At 68.0% G+C, this 17569-nt stretch carries 9 protein-coding genes and 2 pseudogenes; 7 read left to right on the top strand and 4 right to left on the bottom strand.

Going from position 1 to position 17569, the window contains the following annotated elements:
- Positions 1 to 190: 190 nt before the first annotated feature.
- Positions 191 to 1264: pseudogene (locus ABD366_RS10325) on the bottom strand (integrase core domain-containing protein).
- A gap of 403 nt (positions 1265 to 1667) precedes the next feature.
- Between ABD366_RS10325 and ABD366_RS10315 the strand changes: the two are divergent.
- Together ABD366_RS10315 and ABD366_RS10305 are read left to right on the top strand one after the other, a co-directional pair.
- Positions 1668 to 6397 (top strand): annotated as a pseudogene (locus tag ABD366_RS10315) (RHS repeat-associated core domain-containing protein).
- A complete protein-coding gene (locus tag ABD366_RS10305; protein WP_324772501.1) occupies positions 6394 to 7074 on the top strand; it encodes an Lsr2 family DNA-binding protein in 681 nt (226 codons plus the stop codon). Before ABD366_RS10315 ends, ABD366_RS10305 begins: the two are co-directional and overlap by 4 nt.
- 175 nt (positions 7075 to 7249) lie before the next feature.
- Here the strand turns inward: ABD366_RS10305 and ABD366_RS10300 are convergent, their stop codons facing one another.
- On the bottom strand, positions 7250 to 7804 hold the full coding sequence (locus ABD366_RS10300) for a transposase (RefSeq protein ID WP_324772502.1): 555 nt from the start codon (positions 7802 to 7804) through the stop codon (positions 7250 to 7252).
- 385 nt (positions 7805 to 8189) lie between these two features.
- Between ABD366_RS10300 and ABD366_RS10295 the strand changes: the two genes are divergently transcribed.
- The 5 genes from ABD366_RS10295 (at position 8190) to ABD366_RS10270 (ending at position 13491) form a co-directional block, all read left to right on the top strand.
- Positions 8190 to 8570 (top strand): DUF3500 domain-containing protein, encoded by a 381-nt coding sequence (locus ABD366_RS10295; protein ID WP_324772503.1) that lies wholly within the window; start codon positions 8190 to 8192, stop codon positions 8568 to 8570.
- Positions 8571 to 9006: 436 nt separating this feature from the next.
- Entirely contained in the window at positions 9007 to 9687 is a 681-nt protein-coding gene (locus tag ABD366_RS10290; protein ID WP_324772504.1) for a DUF2238 domain-containing protein, read from the top strand.
- 162 nt (positions 9688 to 9849) lie between these two features.
- Entirely contained in the window at positions 9850 to 10506 is a 657-nt protein-coding gene (locus ABD366_RS10285; protein ID WP_324772505.1) for an SMI1/KNR4 family protein, read from the top strand.
- An 896-nt stretch (positions 10507 to 11402) separates the two neighbouring features.
- Entirely contained in the window at positions 11403 to 11624 is a 222-nt protein-coding gene (locus tag ABD366_RS10275; protein ID WP_324772506.1) for a hypothetical protein, read from the top strand.
- A gap of 841 nt (positions 11625 to 12465) precedes the next feature.
- Entirely contained in the window at positions 12466 to 13491 is a 1026-nt protein-coding gene (locus ABD366_RS10270) for a LacI family DNA-binding transcriptional regulator (protein WP_324772507.1), read from the top strand.
- A 39-nt stretch (positions 13492 to 13530) separates the two neighbouring features.
- On the opposite strand, the gene ABD366_RS10265 is transcribed toward ABD366_RS10270, so the two are convergent.
- Together ABD366_RS10265 and ABD366_RS10260 are read right to left on the bottom strand one after the other, a co-directional pair.
- On the bottom strand, positions 13531 to 16305 hold the full coding sequence (locus ABD366_RS10265; protein WP_324772508.1) for a glycosyl hydrolase: 2775 nt from the start codon (positions 16303 to 16305) through the stop codon (positions 13531 to 13533).
- A 361-nt stretch (positions 16306 to 16666) separates the two neighbouring features.
- On the bottom strand, positions 16667 to 17080 hold the full coding sequence (locus ABD366_RS10260) for an FKBP-type peptidyl-prolyl cis-trans isomerase (protein ID WP_324772509.1): 414 nt from the start codon (positions 17078 to 17080) through the stop codon (positions 16667 to 16669).
- Between the last annotated feature and the right edge of the window lie 489 nt (positions 17081 to 17569).

The following is a 17569-nucleotide window of genomic DNA, read 5'->3' as shown; positions in this document are numbered from 1 at the left end:
CGGGTTATGGGGGCGTGCGAACTCTTGACCCCAGTTCCGATTTCGGGTGGGTGGTATGCCGGTTTTCGGGCACGGCCGTTGCGTGACGCATGGAGATGTTGAACGCGGCTGGGAGCGGGTCGTGGCTGGGCGGCGTATCGCTGCTTCGAACCTGAGCGGCGTGTGGGGCTCGAAAGGTCATCGCTGCAGTTCAAGCGACGTGCCGGTACTCGTTGATTGCTCCGCTGAGGATCCGGGTGCGCAAGAGCATGCGGGGCTCGAAACCATCCAGGACTGCTGGCTGTTCCTAGGCCTCGGGCGGTCGTTGATCGCGGGACCGGTGCGGCCGATGTCTGTTGTAGTGGTCCTGGTACTCGGCTAGGACCTGCCGGGCGTGGGCCTCGTTCAGGAGCAGAACGTGGTCGAGTGCCTCGCGGCGGATCGTGCCGATCACTCGCTCGCAGTGAGCGTTCATGCGCGGTGCCTGGGGTGCGCTGAGCAGCACGTCCATGCCTTCGGCTTCGAAGACGGCGTCGAAGGAGCCGGTGTACTTGCTGTCGCGGTCGCGGAGCACGCAGCGCAGCGACTCGACGCGGCTGCCCAGGTTATCGGCGAGATTGCGCGCCTGCTGGGTCGCCCATTGTGCGGTGGGGTGGGCGGTGACGCCGGTGATGTGGAGTCTGCGGGTGCCGTGTTCGAGGAACGCCAGTGCGTACAGCCGGCTGCCGGTGATCGTGTCGACGTGGAAGAAGTCCGCCGCGATGATCCCCTCGGCCTGCGTGGTGAGGAACTCGCGCCAGCTCGGGCCGGTGCGGCGCGGGGCGGGGTCGATGCCGGCCTTGTGCAGGATCTCCCAGACCGTGGACGGTGCGATCGGGTGCCCCAGTCGGGCCAGTTCGCCCTGGATCCGCCGGTGGCCCCACCGCGGGTTCTCCTGCGCCAGGCGCAACACCAGCTTCTTGGGCGGGACCGCCGTGGGCGGACGCCCGGTGCGTCGGCGGCGGTCGGAGTAGTCCCACTCCTTGGCGATCAGCCTGCGGTGCCGGGCCAGTAGCGTCCCCGGCGTGACCGCGAAGACGCTGCTCCAGCAGCGGCGCGGAATCAGCGACGACAGCGCGGCCAGCCAGAACCGGTCCGCGGGCTCGTAGCGGACCGGACCGCTGAGCTGTCGTCGCAACACCGAGTTTTCGTGCTGCAGCACCAGCAGTTCGGCGTCCTTGGCCGTGTCCCGGCGCAGCAGGACCGCGGGTATGGACAGCAGCGCCCGGGTGGCCCGGTACAACATCGAGATGATCACACGCGCAGCATCCCAGCCACCGCGGAGGGCCTGGCACGTAGGCTCCCTCCTGCAGCGATGACTTTACGAGCCCCACACGGCCAACCTGGCGGCTGAGGGCGGCCAGTTGGTGCCGCAGTGCGAGTATCTCCGCGCTCTTGGGAGCCTCGGATCGCGCCAGCAGCGCCATCCGTCCAGGACCTTCCAGAAGGTCAGGTACAGCAGTCACAGACCCCAGGATCTCGCCACGCATGGCCTGGACCGCAAGGCCAAGACAGCAGGGATAGCCGGGTTTCGGGCCCCACTGGTTCCTGCTTGCTCCGGTGTCACTGCCGTCTACTAGTGTTCTTGTTCGCGCCCGCAGAAACGTTGCGCCTGCGATGCAGGGCGTGCTTACGGGGGGAGACACGGGATGGGCTACACAATTCCGGGCTGGCTGGACGACGTCCTGGAGTTCATCGGGATCAAGTTCCCGAACGTAGACGAGGACGACTACCGTGAAATAGCAACGGCCATGCGGGAGTTCGCGGAGCAGTTCGAGGGCCACGGGGGTGATGCGCACAAGGCGGTGACGCGCATCCTGTCCTCGTCCGAGGGCTGGGCCGTGGACTCGTTCGAGAAGCACTGGAACCAGGTGAAGGCCAGTCACCTGGAGAAAATGCCGGAGCTGGCGCGGCTGTTCGCGGACGCCTGTGATGTGCTCGCGGACATCATCTTCGGGATGAAGACCAAGGCGGAGATCGAACTCGCCGTCATGGCGGGGTCGGTAGGCATCTCGGCCGGTCTGGCGGTGGTCACGGGTGGTCTGTCGGCGCTGATCGGAGCGGCCGAGGTCGCTGCGATGCGCCAGGTCGTCAAGCGGATCATCGACGAGGCCGTGGACCGGATCGTCGACGAGGTCCTCGCGAAGATCACCGAGCCGGTCAACGCCAAGCTGGAGGCGATGGTCGAGGACATGGTGCTCGACCTGGCCGAGGGCGCGTTCTCGATGCCGGCGGCCGACGGCAGCGGGGGCGGCGGGCACGACGGTAAGGGCGGGATGCACCTCGCCTCGGCCGACGGCTCGGGTGGCTCTGGTGGTGGCGCGCAGAAGCGGACTCACATCGACCATGTCGAGTTCGAGGACGGCGCGGGCAAGGTCTCCAAGCACGGCAGTGAGCTGCATCTTGCCTCGTCCACGTCGCTGGGCAAGGCCCGCGGTGCGTTCGGCCGCAGCAAGGGTCGTGACCCGTTCACGCAGGCCTTCGACAGTGTGCTGCACGGGGCGCTGAAGGGCTCCGAGAAGGCGCTCGGCAAAGTCTCCAAGCACATCACGGAGATCGTGCCCGAGCGAGCGGGCGAAGGCGACATCGCGGCTGCACAAGCACAACGACATCGATGTCCGTAACAAGGCCAAGGGCATCGACGTCGGCAAGCACGGCGACGGGAAGGGCTTCGGTGAAGCGCCGGGAATCCCCGGCGCCCACAGCAAGCTCGACAGCGATCGTGCCAAGCCGGCCCGGCTCGACGGGGCGAAGAACGACCCGCGCCGCAACGCCATTCCCCTGCTCAAGAAGAAATGCCTCAACGACCCGGTCGACATCGCGACCGGAGAGATGACCCTCCCGCACACAGACCTCTCCCTGCCCGGCGTCCTGCCGCTCGTGCTGCGCCGCACTCACCTGTCCGGCTACAGCTACGGGCAGTGGTTCGGCCGGAGTTGGGCCTCCACGCTGGATGAACGCATCGAACTCGACCCCCAGGGGCAGGGAGCGGTGTGGGCGCGTGAGGACGGGTCGCTACTGGTCTACCCGGCTCTGCCCGCACCGGGGGATACGGAAGGCGTCCTGCCTCTGGAGGGCCCCCGCCTGCCACTGGTGCACGGTGGGCACGACAACGGCACCACCACGTACCAGATAACCGAGCCGGTCACCCGGCTCGTGAGAACCTTCACCGGCAGCCCCTACAACGCCTCGCCCGCTTACTGGCTCGGCGAGATCGAAGACCGTCACGGCAACCGCATCATCGTGCACCGCGACGGCGACGGCTCCCCGACTGCCGTCGCCCACGGCGGCGGCTACCACCTGGCGCTCACCGTCGAGGACGCCCGCATCCGCATCTTGTCCCTGCGCACTCCCGAGGGCCCGCTCCCCGTGCTGCGCTACGGCTACGACCGGCGGGGTCGCCTGGATGCGGTCACCAACTCCACCGGCCTGCCCCTGCGCTTCACCTACGACGACGCGGACCGCGACACCTCCTGGACCGACCGCAACGATTCAACCTTCCGTTATGTCTTCGACGACGACGGGCGGATCACCCGCACCGTCGGCCCGGACGGCATCCTTTCGTCCGCCTTCGCCTACGCGCGACACACCGAGACCGGCGACCGGATCACCCGATACACCGACTCCACCGGTGCTACCAGCACCTACTACCTCAACAGCGCGCTCCAAGTGGTGGCAGAGACCGACCCGTTGGGCCACACCAGTTCCTTCAGTTTCGACGACCAGGATCGGATCCTGGCCCACACCGACCCCCTGGGGGTTACCACCCGTTACGAGCGTGACGCACGCGGCAATCTGACCGGTCTGCACGCCGCGGACGGCGCCTACAGCCACGCCGTGTACAACGAGTGGGACCTACCGGTCTGTATCACCGAACGCGGTGGCGCCCGCCGTGCCTTCGAATACGACGAGCACGGCAACGGCACCGCCGTGATCGAGGCTGATGGTGCGCGCACGGAGTACACCTACAATTCCCGCGGACACATCACTGCCATCCGTAACGCGGTCGGTGACTGCACCCGGATCACCACCGACGCGGCCGGGCTTCCGAGCCGGATTACTGCCCCCGACGGCGCCTTGATGACCTTGACCCGCGACGCCTTCGGTCGCGTCGTCCACGCCGTCGACGCTTTGGGAGGCGTCCTGCGCCAAGGCTGGACCATTGAAGGACGACCCTCCTGGCGTGAACTGCCCGACGGCAGCAGAGAAGAGTGGAACTGGGACGGCGAGGGAAACCTGACCAGTCACACCGACCGGATGGGCCGCACCAGCCGCCATCAGGCCACCCACTTCGACAAACCCAGTGTCACCACCACGACAGACGGAGTCGACTACCGCTTCACCCACGACACCGAGCTGCGTCTGACCCAGGTCACCAACGCAGAGGGCCTGCAGTGGCGTTACACCTATGATGCAGCCGGCCGCCTGGTGTCCGAAACCGACTTCGACGGCCGTACCATCAGCTACGGGCACGACGCCCTGGGGCGTCTGACCTCCCGAACCAACGGGGCGGGGCAGACCCTCACCTTCGAGCGCGACGTGCTGGGCCGCGTCACCAGCCTGCACCACGACGACGGCGCCGTCTCCACATTCACCCGTGATGAGCGCGGCCACGTCACCCAGATCACCAACCCGCACGCCTGTATTGATCTGGAGCGGGATGCGGCAGGCCGCATCGTGGCCGAGACTGTCAACGGCGCCACCACTTATTACGGCTTCGACGCGCTCGGGCGCCGCATCCACCGCCGCACTCCCACCGGCGCCACCAGCACCCTGGTCTACGACACCGGCGGACTGTCTTCCTACACCAGCGGCGATCACACCTTTACCTTCGAACGCGATGCCCTGGGTCGCGAAACGGCCCGTACCCTGGACGGCTTCCTGAGCCTTCACCAGAGCTGGGACAGCGTCGGCCGTGTCTTGTCCCAATCCCTCACCAGCGGCCAGGAGAGCCTGCTCCGGCGAGAGTTCACCTACCAGGCCGACGGCACCCTCACCGGCATCGACGACAGCCTTACGGGACAGCGTACCTACAGCCTCGACACCGCCAGCCGTGTCACGGCCGTCCACGCCCGCGGCTGGAACGAGACCTACGCCTACAACACAGCCGGCGACCTCACCCATGCCAGCCTGCCCGAACGTGTCCCCGGACAGGACCGCACCGGTGAGCACCGCTACAGCGGTAGCCGTCTGGCCCAGGCGGGACGCACACACGATCACTACGACGCCCAAGGCCGCGTTATCCGCCGTCGAAGCACCACACTCAGCGGCAAGACCCTCACTTGGCACTTCACCTGGGACGCGGAGGACCGCCTCACCCACGCCACCACCCCCCACCACGGCCGCTGGCACTACCTCTACGACGCCCTGGGGCGCCGTATCGCCAAACACCGCCTCGACGACAACGACCACCCCGTCGAGCGCAGCACCTACATCTGGGACGGCGCGCAACTGGTCGAGCAGCAAGCTGACGGCGTCACCCTGACCTGGGACTACCTGTGCCTTCGCCCCTTGGCCCAACGCGAGGCCAAACCGAACGGCCAGCAGGACGACGTTGACCGGCGCTTCTTCGCCATCGTGGCCGACCTGACCGGCGCGCCCAGCGAGCTCGTGACCCCCGACGGCACGTTGGCCTGGCGTGCCCGCGACAGCGTGTGGGGATCCACCCAATGGAACCGCGACTGCACTACTTACACGCCCCTGCGCTATCCCGGCCAGCAGTACGACCCGGAAACAGGCCTGCACTACAACGTCAACCGGTACTACGACCCGCACCTGGGCCGATATCTCAGCCCAGACCCCCTCGGACTCGCCCCCTCCACGAATCATTACGCCTACGTTCCCAACCCCTTCACCCTCGCCGACCCGCTCGGCCTGGCCGGCTGCGAACCGGACCCCACCTGGGGCGACAAAGTCGTCTTGGGTGCGGGACGAACACGGCCGCCCCTACGAAATGCACGCCACCATCACGCGCGACATGCTCGGCGAGGGCACCGATGCCAAAAAGTCCCTGCGGCCACCCGGCTTCGTCCACGGCACCGACCACAACCAGGGGCGCGGCCACATGCTCGCGCAGGCCCTGGGCGGCTCCGGTGACACCCTGGACAATCTTTTCACCATCACCCAGAACCCCACCAACTCACCGCACATGCGGGATCTGGAACTGCAGATCCGCGACGCCGTGCGCGGAGCCCCCGGCCACCCGGGTGAGATCGTCCAGTACAGCGTCTATCTTGAATACACCGACGACGCGAAGACCTCTGTGCCCAAGTGGATAACCATGGAAGCCGACGGTGACCGGGGCTTCCAGCTCAGAGCCGACCTTGAGAACCCCGATCATGCCGCGCAGCAGATCCGACGCAGGAGCGGAATCGAATGAGTCCCCTTGAGCGCCTCACGGAGCTCTGCCCCCCTCCCACCGTCCGCCAACAGCCGGTGGACTGGGCACACGTCGAGTCCACGCTGGGCACCCCTCTTCCGGACGACTACAAACAACTCACCGCCGCGTATGACCCCGGCTGCTTTGCCGGTTACCTCTGGGTCTACGACCCCCGTCACACCTCGGTTCACGTCAACCTGACAGGCCCCGCGAGCAGCCAGCTCCGGGAACAGATGCGGTCCGATCAATCTCAGGGCATCTACCCCGCGCCCGTGGCTCCCTCGCTCCTGCTCCCCTGCGGTGGCACGGACAACGGTGAGCGACTGTTCTGGGTGACCGATCCGCAGGGGCAGCCGGACGCTTGGACGATCGCTGTCAACGAGGCACGAGGGCCCCGCTGGTTCACCTTCGCAGGAAATCTGACGCACTTCCTGGTGTCTGTGCTGACTGGGGAGACAGTGGTCCCGCAGTTCCCCAAGGATCTCCGGGAGGGCGGTGTCGGTTTCGTGCCGTCGGTCCTCGATCAGTGGTCGCCCCCGATGCCGTCGGTACAGCAGTCCTCCGATCCGGAGAGTATCCGTCAGTGGGGCCGTGCGAACGGATTCAGCGTCCCCATGCGTGGGCGTATCCCGGCGGAGGTGCGGCAGGCCTACGAGCAGGCCACGAAGAGGGACTGAGCGGCGCTTACGGCCATGCTCGGCGGCTTACGTGCCCTGGGCACGCTCCGCGGACGTCGGGATCGTGTCAGGAGAAGAGCCGACATGGTTCGGACGGAGGATAGCCTGTGCTTCCCCGTCGACGTACGGTCGGGAACGGATGTGAACATTCGTGCACGACATAGTGCTGAATTCCTCAAAGGAGGTACACATATCGGCGTCGTAGGGAACGGGTTGTTGGTGTGGTTCTGCCCCAGATCCATGGACCGGCACGTGCGTTGAGCTGGTCGGTTACGAGGCTCGTGGCCTGGGCGATGTCATTGGGGTTGGCGAATGACTGGCCGGCGAGGGCGGCTTTGCGGAAGATGCGCCACCAGCCTTCCTGCAGGTTGAGCCAGCACGCGCCGACGGGGATGAAGGCGTGGTGGATGCGGGGATGGTCCTCGAGCCAGGTCCGGGTGGACAGGCTGCTGTGGCTGGACAGGTTGTCGGTGACGATCCAGATCCTTCCCTCCGGGTTGGCGTTCTCGATCAGTTGCAGGAACCGCTGGTAGAAGACGCTGTTGCGGGAGGACGCGGTCATCGTGAGGGCCTGGCCATCGGCTGGCCGCAGACCGCCGTAGACCCAGGTCTTCTCCGGTCCGCGGCTGTAGTCGAGTTCCGCCTTGATGCGGTGGCCTTCCGGTGACCAGGCGGGTGCGGGTGGGAAAGTCCGCGGGATCACCGGCCCCAGCTCGTCGGCGCAGATCACCGTCGCGTCGTCGGGCGGGTGGGTGTAGAGGCCGATGATCCTTGTCCTTTTGGGACAAAGTCCGGGTCCTTCGACCGCATCCAGGACCGGGTGCGGCGCCAGCGCACGCCCTCGGCGAGCAGAATGCGTCTGACCTGTGAGCGGCCCACCTCGATCCCCTCGGCCCGCGCTGCGGCGGTCAGGGAATTCAGGGTCCACTCGGCGGGTCCGGACTCGTCGAAGGCCCACAGCTCCCCGACGGGCTCCCACCGCAGTCGCCCCGGCGGCACGGTCTTGACCAGGGAGATGATCCGGGATCGTTCCCCTTCGGTGATCCGCCGCTTGCGGCCCTGCCCGCCCAGATCCTCGAGCCCTCGCGTTCTCCGACAACACGGTTCAGGAGTACGTGGGTCTGCGCGGCAACGCACTCGACTCCACCCAGAAGAACAAGCTCATCGGCATCGTCGAGGCCTTCGTCGACCGGGCCAAGGCCGACGTCGCCAAGGTGCGGACGGCCGAGGTGCGGGCACATCTCGACGACACGTACGTCACCTGGGCCGGCGGCACCGGTGACGACGACGCCTTCTACGTCCGCGTGCACAGCCCGGTCGTCTGGGTCGAGGTCGACTGCCAGGCTCCCGGCCCGCTGGCGGGCGCATACGGAACGACACCGGGCAGCGGCCCGACCCAGAGACACGTCCACTCCATCATCCGCACACCCAACGGTAACGACTACGGAAAGGAGTTCCTCAGGCAGCACTACCTGACCTCGCCGCACCACCGGTGAGGCGGTGACGGTGAGGCGGTGGGGCGGTGATCGACACTGCGGTAGTCGTCAGTTCCAACAGGCCGTCTGCGCCTCCTCGCGCTTCTCACCGACCCCTTCCCATGCCAGGACCATGCGGCCCTCTAGCGCGGCGCCTGGATCAACGCTGCGCGGGAAGCTGATGTGAGTGTGGTCGAGGAGGCGCTCGGCAGATGGCCTGCTCACCCGAGGGCTGGACAACGAAGATTCACCTCGCCTGTGAGCAGGAACAGCGGCCGTCTCGTGCGCAAGGCAGTAGCCCGCCCCCCACGACATCGGAGCGCGAAGCAAGACCTGCCCTGCGCCCTACTCACCCCGATCAGGGTGGCCCAGCGGATGGTTTGAGTACGCGTACTCATGGGCCCGATCGCGACCGGGCCTGAAGGTGGAGGTCCGCCCCAGGCACGAGGAGCAGGCGATGACCTCTACCCACCCAGCCCTTGCCCCGACGCGGGAGGCGAGTCTGTCGCCTCGGCGCCGGTTGCCAGTCGCCCTCGCCGTCTCGGTGAGCGCCGCGCTCGTCGTGTCACGATTCGGGGCGGCCGATCCGACGACCTGGCTGCTGGAGACAGTGTGGGTGATGGCGGGCTTGCCGCTGGCGGTACTGCTGCGCCATCGCTTCCCACTGAGTGGCCTGCTGTGCGGGCTGCTGGCGGCGCACGCGCTGGTCCTCATCGTGGGCGGTCACTACACCTACGCGGAGGTGCCGGCGGGGGACTGGGTGTGTGACTGGCTCGGATGGGATCGCAACCCCTATGACCGCTTCGGCCACCTGATGCAGGGCTTCGTCCCGGCCGTCCTGGTACGCGAACTCCTCGTCCGCACCTCCCCGTTGCGTGGCAGCCGCTGGCTGGCCCCGCTCACCGTTTGTGCGTGCCTGGCCTTCAGTGCCGTCTTCGAGATGCTGGAATGGCTCGCGGCGGCCACCGGAGGCGAGGCCGCAGACGCCTTCCTGGGCACGCAAGGTGACGTCTGGGACACCCAGTGGGACATGCTCTGTGCCCTGATCGGGGCCACATGTGCCCTGCTGTTTCTGACTCGCGTCCACGACCGCGCCCTCGTCCGTCTCGGCCGTGACAGGCCGGCCGCCTCGTCCTGAGGGGAAGCCGCCGCGGCCAAAGCCACAGGTCAGACGGCGAAGTCCTGCTGGAGTTCAGGCGGTGTCGTCAGATGCCACGTCCGCATCAGAGGCAGCAACTACGAGCTGGCCCTCGCACGGTACGGTCGGCAGCCGTCGGCATTGTCATAGCCACCTGGCACCATGATCGGCATGAGTGAGACAACCGAGCCTGTAGAGAATGAAGTTGACGTTGTTCTGGCCACGCCGGAGGAGTGGCGTGTCTTTCTGGAGCGATACGGCGAGCTGTACGTGAAGGTCCGTGCCGACGACGAAGAGTTGGTCGACCTGCTGGATGAGGATCAGCTGGAGGTTCTGGATCGAGGGGGGCGGGTTGAGCTGTGGTTGGGTGAAGCCCCTGCTCGGGAGGAGGCTCTGGCGGCATCCGAGGAGCGGCTCGGCGTGCGGTTCCCACCCAGCCTGCGGGGATTCTTCCTGGCAAGCGACGGGTGGACGCACCTCGATGACCGCGTGGACGCTGTCCATTCCTGCGATCGCGTCTTGTGGATGCGGGACAGCGAGGCCGGCAGACGCGTGACCGAGATCTACGACTCCATACCCGGCAACGAGGACGATGTTCAGTTGTTTCGCCGGTCCATCGTGCTCACCCGGGGAGAGGACTTCTGGCTACTCGATCCGACCGACGTCGGGCCGGACGGCGAGTGGGCCGCCTACGAGTTCGCACCGAAGTACGGCGACCCGACGAAGTACCCCAGCTTCTCCGCACTGTTCCGCTCCGGGTACGAGAGCATGGAGGAGGACGAGGACGAGGACGAGGACGAGGACGAGGACATGGACTGAGTTGATTCGTCAGCCTTCAGGCCCACATCAGGGATACGCGAGGGTGAGGTGTTTGTAGACCTCACGGTCGAAGGCCGGCGGCCTCCGCGGCTGCCTCGCCGGGCCCGGTTGCCGGCCTGCTCGGCCCGTTCGGGGACCGTGTGCGGGATGCTGCCCTTGCCGACGCTTCCGTCCGCGCAGGTCGTGCGGCGTGGTGGTACTCGTGCAGGATGTCGCCGAGGCGTTCACGTCTTCGTATAGCCAGGTGCGCGATCTCCTCTGGATCGGCGACTGGCACAGGTGCGGGGCGCAAGCGGCGAGCGTTCGCGAGGCACTGGTGAGGCCGATGGGAGTCATAGAAGTCTTCGAACTCCCGCAGGGCATGGCGGAGATGGTGTTGGTTCCAGATGCGCGCCGGACAAGGTGATCGTCTCCAGAAAGTCACAGGCAAGCAGGGCCTCGGCCTGCGAGCGCAGGAAGTCCGCCCAGGTACTTGAGCTTCGTTCGGGCGCCGGGCCGATCCCCGCCTCCCGCAGGATCTCCCAGACGGTGGAGGCGGCCACCTTCACGCCGAGGACCAGCAGTTCGCCGTGCAGGCGCCGGTAACCCCAGTGGGGATTCTCCCGGGCCAGGCGCAGGACCAGAGCCCGGAGGGAGTGCACGATGCGCGGCCGGCCGGTCCATCAGCCGCATCTGCCACGCTTCAGACTCCGCACGCTGGCTCCACCAGGACGGATCTCTTGACGAGATCACCCGACATGCGGCGGGCTCGGCCCCCGGCCCGGCAAAAGAACGCCGGCCGTATTTCTGCCGGTGGAAGTGCCTGGGGCCGTACCCGTCCACCGTGATCGACTGGGCCTGCCGCAGGGGCGCTGCCCAGCGGGACATGTCGAGCAGAGCGAAAGGTAAGAGCCAGTATGAAGCAGAAGAGCATTTTGCTTGCCGGGGCCATGACCGTGGCCGGTGGTGTCGTCATCGCGGCCGCGGCCACCGGCCAGGCGTCCGCGGCGGACCGGGGACGGCCCGTTTCCGCCCCTGCCTCCTACACGACCGTCGCCCTCGGCTCCACGCTGTCCGAATCCGACCTCGTCGCGCCGCTCGGCGAGTGGGGCGTGGGTCGGCGGACGCCGCGCGCCTGAGGCGTGCCTCGTAGACGGACCGACACAGGTCGCCGTCCGCACCCGCTGCGCGCGGTCGCCACCGGTTCGGGCCGCGCGCAGTGAGACGTCGAGCCGCAGGACCCGGTGCGCCGGTGCCCACCGGCCCAGGTGACGGGTGCAGGCATCAGTGCAGGGGGCGTTGATATCGGAGGTCGGCGGACGGCTCTGTACGCAGCTGCGACGGCCGTCTACCCGCTCGATCCGGTACGGATGGCAGCGGTGTGGCGGCGGGCCGCTCGGCGCGTATTCGAAGCTGCCAGGCGCGCTCGCGAGTACCTGTCCGGGCTGGGCCGGAGGCGGCGGCAGCTCCGGTGGTGATACCAACTCCCGCCGGGCCGGCGCGGATGCATTTTCCGGCACGCACAGGTTTACCCGACGAACCCGACGATCGAGGCCGAAGGGTCCCCCGCTGCGGCCCCCGACGCCGAGCGGAGTTCTACCTGGATGCGTGGACGTCGACTTGAGGTGCGTGCCGTGCCCGGAGACCTTGTCCGCACCGTCCTCGAACTCGATGTGGTCGATGTAGGTGCGCTTCTTCGAGCCGCCCGAGCCGCCCGAGCCTCCGGCGCCGTCGGCCGAGGCGGGCTGCATCCCACCGTGGCCGCTCTTGCCTTCGTGACCGCCGCTGCCTCCGTCGGTCGGCAGGTGGAACGCGTCTTCGACGCTGTCTTCGAGGCCGACGACGTGGAAATCCTGCTCGGCCCACCGCGGGCACCAAGAGCGACGGAGCGTTCTCGAGCGGCACAGGCAAGGGCGCCGGATACCCTGGACGCAGGACACCTCACCGAACCGACGGTGCGCCAGTCGAGGAGCGCCTGCATTGACCGAACCGACCACGGAGCCGCGCCCCACGCTGGAGGTCGTCGCCGCTCGAGCCGGCGTCTCCCGAGCCACGGTCTCCCGGGTGGTGAACGGCGGCGCGGGTGTGCGGGCCCCGCTGGCGGACAAGGTGCGTCAGGCGGTCGAGGAGCTCGGCTATGTGCCGAACCACGCCGCCCGCACGCTGGTGACCCGGCGCAACGGCGCGGTCGGTGTGATCATCGCGGAGCCGGAGTTCCGGATCTTCTCCGATCCGTTCTTCGAGCGGCAACTGCGGGGAATCAGCCGTGAGTTGACCGCGCTCGACTCGCAGCTCGTCCTGCTGTGGGCCGAGAGCCCGGGCGAGTACGACCGGATCGCGAGCTATCTCGGCGGTGGACATGTCGACGGCGCGCTCGCCTTCTCCCTGCACGATGACGACGAGCTGCCCGCCCTGATCACGCGTGCCCGGATCCCGACCGTGTTCGGCGGCAGGCCGCCGGCGCGGCAGGAACTCGCCGTGCCGTATGTCGACTGCGACAACCGCGGCGGTGCCCGGGAGGCCGTACGGCATCTCGTCTCGCTGGGGCGCCGGCGCATCGGGCACATCGCGGGTCCACGGGACCTGATGGCCGCGGTGGACCGTGTCGACGGGTACCGCGATGTGCTGATCGACGCGGATCCGGCGCTGACGTCCCAGGGTGACTTCACGGAGGAGGGCGGAGCCCGGGCGATGGCCGAACTCCTGGACCGGTGCCCGGATCTCGACGCCGTCTTCGCGGCCAACGACCTGATGGCGGCGGGCGCGCTGCGGACCCTGCGGGAGCGGGGGGCGAGGGTTCCCGACGACGTGGCGGTGGTCGGTTTCGACGACGTGGTGTCGGTGGCCGGCGCGACGGAACCGGCGCTGACCACCGTGCACCAGGACATCGAGGGCATGGGCCGGCTGATGGTGCGGCTGCTGATGCGGCTCCTCGACGGGACCGACGGCTCGGTCCCCGAGTCGGTGATCACTCCGACGGAACTGGTACGGCGAGCATCGGCATGATCTCCGATGCCCGCCGGGTGCCGGTTCGCCGTGGGGCGCTCAGCTATAGGGGATGACCAGCACGGACTTGTCCGTACCCGTCTGAAGCTTCGACGCTCCGTTGCCGATGGCGTTCCACACCTCGAGCCGGACGGTGCCGCCGGTCATCTTCCCGAGGCTGCCCGTGGCCGACCTCAGGCCGCGTGACTGGGCGTACTCCTCCCACCCGGTCACCGGGTCGGTCGCGAAGTACTGGTACGTCTCCACGCGATCGAAGCTGCCGTCCCCGGTGAGGTCGTAGCTGACCCTGGCCTGCTGGCCGAGGCCGACCGTGGTGCCCGCGTCCACCTGGAGGCGGAACGCCGTGGACGCACCGGAGGCGTACGTGCCGTTGACGCCGCGGACCTCGTAGACGAGCGGCTGGTACGGGGTGCCGTCGTGGTTGGCGCCGCCGCCCGAGGCGATCGTGTCGCTGCCCGCGGTGCCGCCGGTCGCCGTGGTCAGGGCGCCGCCCGAGCGCAGCTGGAAGGTGTTCCCGGTCGGTGGATCGGGGTCGGGGTCCGGGTCGCCGCCGGTTCCGGAGCCCGTGGCCGTCGAACGGGCGGGTACGGTCAGGGACTTGCCGTCCGAGAACGTCACGGTGCGCGCGGAGGAACCGTAGTTGTGGGCGGCGTAGGTGCGGGTGGTGCCCTTGGTGAAGACGGCGGACGTGGGGATGTCACCGGTCACGGTGGCGTCGGGTGCGCCGAGGGTGTCGAGCGTGTTGATCCAGTGGTACGTGTGTGCCTTGGACTCGCCGGCCTCGGGTGTGTACGAGGCGTTGCCCGCGTCCCACTTGGACTTGGCGGCGGCGGGGTCGGCGAGGGACTGGAACTCCCAGAGGATGTCGCGCCACTCCTGGGCCGGGCCGCCGTTCTCGCGTTCCATCTCGGTGAGGTTGCGCCGGATCGCGGCCTTTTCACCGCCCAGGTGCAGTGAACCGCCGGTCACGGGCAGGACGTTGATGCCGTGGATCTCCTCGGGGTTGGCGGTCCACCAGGTGGAGTAGGCGCCGCCACTGCCCCAGACCATGCCGACCGTGTCGTGTCCGAAGGAGGAGGGGAAGACCTGCTCATCGGCGTCGAACCAGTACTGCGCGATCGACTCGGACTCCGTGGTGAGGAGGTAAGTACCCAGATCGCGCAGGGAGTTGTCGCCAGTTGCCGAACCCCACAGCACGAGCGCCGCACTGAGGTTGGTCGACTCCGACGACGACTCCTGGTTGTTGCCCGCGGCGAAGCCCTGGTGCCCGGAGGCCCAGCTGTGCCCGGCGTAGACGTCGAAGCCGCGCAGGAAGGGGAAGGAGCCGTCGGTGCGGCTCGGGTTGGCGGTGTCGCGGACCAGGGTCTTCACCATGCCGCCCCAGGCGGAGTTCGCCGCCCAGGCCTGGTCGTACTGAGCGACGATCGCGGCGGCGTACACGTAGTAGCCGTAGTGGAAGTGATGGTCGTTCAGCTCGGTGTCGCTGCCGTACGACGCGGGGTAGCCGGTGAGGGTCTTCCAGGCGGAGTCGTAGGAGAACTCACTGGCCCCGCCCGCGGTGAACCACTCCTGAAGGCGTCCCTTGAGCAGCCCGAGCAGCTTGTCGCGGACCGCGGTCTCGCCGATCTGGTCGGCCAACGGCACCAGTTGGGAGAGTTTGCCGAGCGCCTTGCCGGTCCAGTAGGTGTCGGCCGCGCTGGAGAACGGGTCGGAGGAGTTCGCCACCTCGTTCAGATACGTACGCAGCCGGGCGGTGTCGACACCGCTGGACTTCGGCAGCCCGGGAAGGACCGCGGAGGACTTCTGCGCGGTGGAGAAGGAGGCCGACTCGCGGACTTTCATGGTGCCGCGCGGGGAGACGTACGTGTACGAGGTGAGGGGATCGCTGGTGTGCAGCCACTGGTGACGGTAGAGCGCCTGGAGTGTGCCGCGTTCGGTGCCCTCCTTGGCCTCCGTGGTCAGTGTGTACGTGGCCCGCACAATGCCACCGCTGTAACTCCAGTCCGTGGTGGAGCCGGTGACGAAGCTGTACGCGTACTTCCGGTACGTGGCGAGGGCGTCGGTGGAGGGGAGCACGGCGAGCGAGAAGTAGTCCTTGCCGCCGAGGCCCGCGGTGATCGTCGAGCCGGAGACGTTCCAGTCGCTGCCGCTCGGCGCGAACAGGGCGTAGTGGTGTCCGGCGACCGTGATGCCGAGGACGTTGCCCTGGTCGGCGAAGACGGTGGGCGTGGCGGCCGTGGTGATCCTGGCGTCGCCGCCGGAACCCTTGGCGTACACGAACGGCATGCCGTGGCCGATCGTGGTGCGCAGCGTGCGGCTGCCGTCGGACCAGTAGGGCGTGACGGTCCAGTCGGACCACGAATCGGCCTTGGTGTCAGCCGAGTTGAGCCCGGAGAGCCCGAGGGTCAGATCGCGCTTGTGGGCGTACTCGTACTGGCGGCCGTCGCCGACGATCGCGGGGGACGTCGGATAGCCGACCTCGAGGCCGCCGGACACGGCCTGGTAGGTGAGCGGATGGCCGTACATCGGGGTCGAGTACGGGTTGTCGCCGTAGCGCTGGAAGGCGAGCGAGGACCACCAGTCGTTGGTGGGCACGGGCTTGCCCTTCGCGGCCTCGGTGACCTTGGGGGTGACCGGCGTACCCGTGTTGGTGGTGGGGCCGGACGTGCCGGCGGGCCGGGTGTCGGAGTAACTGCCGGATCCCACGGGGACGTTGGCGGCGGCTGCCGGGGAGGCGGCCGGAACGATTCCGGCGGCGGCCAGGGCGGCGGCCAGGACCAGCACGGCGGCTGGTCGTCTTCGGGTCACTGGCATGAACAACACCTCGTGTCTCACGGTGGACAGGGCGGCTCGGCACGGCCGGCGCGGCGGGGGAGCCGCGCGGCGGCCAGGAGGGGTGGTGCGGGGTGGCTCACTGGCTCATTGGTTCATCGGCTTATTGACTCAGTGACTCATCACGGTCGTAGCTCCCTGAGAGCGCTCTCAAGTGGCCGGAACGTATGGCTGAGCGAACCCGGGTGTCAATAGAGTGAACACAGATGGGAGCTTGAAGGGTGGTTCCAGCCGGTAGTGCCTTCGGGGCTTGGCGGAAAGTGTGCGGGGCGGTCGCGACCTGGTAGGCGCCGGTGGTACCCCCCCCTGGGCGGCGATGCAGCCTGTCGCAGGGGAGGAGCGGTCAGGGTCGCTGGGCTCTGCTCCACCCAGTCGCGCTGGAGTACGAGTCGAGCAGGTCCACCACGAAGACCAGGGTCGAGCCCGCCGGGATCAACGGCGAGGGCGACTGATTGCCGTAGCCGAGACGCGGGGGAACGATGATCTCGCGCCGGCCGCCGACCTTCATCCCCCTCAGTCCCCGGTCCCAGCCCTTGATGACCCTGCCACCGCCCAGGGCGAACTTGAACGGCTCGCCCCGGTCCCAGGAGGCATCGAACTCCTTCCCGGACTCGAAGGTCACCCCGACATAGTGGACCCTGACCACCATGCCGGGTTTCACCTCGGCCCCGTCCCCGACGATCAGGTCCCGGATGGTCAGCTTGGTAGGAGCGTCCCCTTTCGGAACATCGACCTCGGGTTTCGTCGATTCACTCATCGCCGTCTCATCACTCTCCGTCGGGGCCCTCGCGCGGGCCGGCCGGACACATGGACGCCCCATGCGGCAGATGGTCACGCTACCGAGGATGCCGATCCTGGAGCTCGTCAGAGCCGGTGGACGCACGTGGCCAGGGGGGCGGGCGTCGGACATCGGTCCCCCGACCCGTAGGGCGCCTGATTTGACGTTCCCCTGACACTGCTTGACGTGGCCCGAACCTTTCTGACTCGCGCCTGTATCTGCGCGTGCGGATTTCCACCGGACGGTATTGAAGCGCCGGTTCGTGGACCGGGAGGCTTGGGGGACGGGGCCGGTACTGCGCCGGTTCCCGTCAGTCCGTGAGGCGTTGAGTCCGTGAGGCCTTGCGTCCGTGACACCCCGAGTCCGTGGGGAATCGCGTCCGGTGGTGGCCGGGGGAGGGGGCACTGTGTGTGAACTGCTCGGCGGCCATCGGCAGGCACCTTCCGAGCCACCGTCCGCGACGGCTCT

This window comes from Streptomyces kunmingensis, assembly GCF_039533535.1.
Lineage (GTDB): Bacteria > Actinomycetota > Actinomycetes > Streptomycetales > Streptomycetaceae > Streptomyces > Streptomyces kunmingensis.
This window is presented reverse-complemented; position numbering and strand designations above follow the sequence as displayed.

What these genes read in the sequence shown, in the direction of transcription:
- ABD366_RS10305 (WP_324772501.1), top strand. Translation starts at nt 6,394, where the DNA reads ATGAGTCCCCTTGAGCGCCTCACGGAGCTCTGCCCCCCTCCCACCGTC.
- ABD366_RS10275 (WP_324772506.1), top strand. Translation starts at nt 11,403, where the DNA reads ATGAAGCAGAAGAGCATTTTGCTTGCCGGGGCCATGACCGTGGCCGGT.
- ABD366_RS10285 (WP_324772505.1), top strand. Translation starts at nt 9,850, where the DNA reads ATGATCGGCATGAGTGAGACAACCGAGCCTGTAGAGAATGAAGTTGAC.
- ABD366_RS10265 (WP_324772508.1), bottom strand. Translation starts at nt 16,305, where the DNA reads ATGCCAGTGACCCGAAGACGACCAGCCGCCGTGCTGGTCCTGGCCGCC.
- ABD366_RS10290 (WP_324772504.1), top strand. Translation starts at nt 9,007, where the DNA reads ATGACCTCTACCCACCCAGCCCTTGCCCCGACGCGGGAGGCGAGTCTG.
- ABD366_RS10260 (WP_324772509.1), bottom strand. Translation starts at nt 17,080, where the DNA reads ATGAGTGAATCGACGAAACCCGAGGTCGATGTTCCGAAAGGGGACGCT.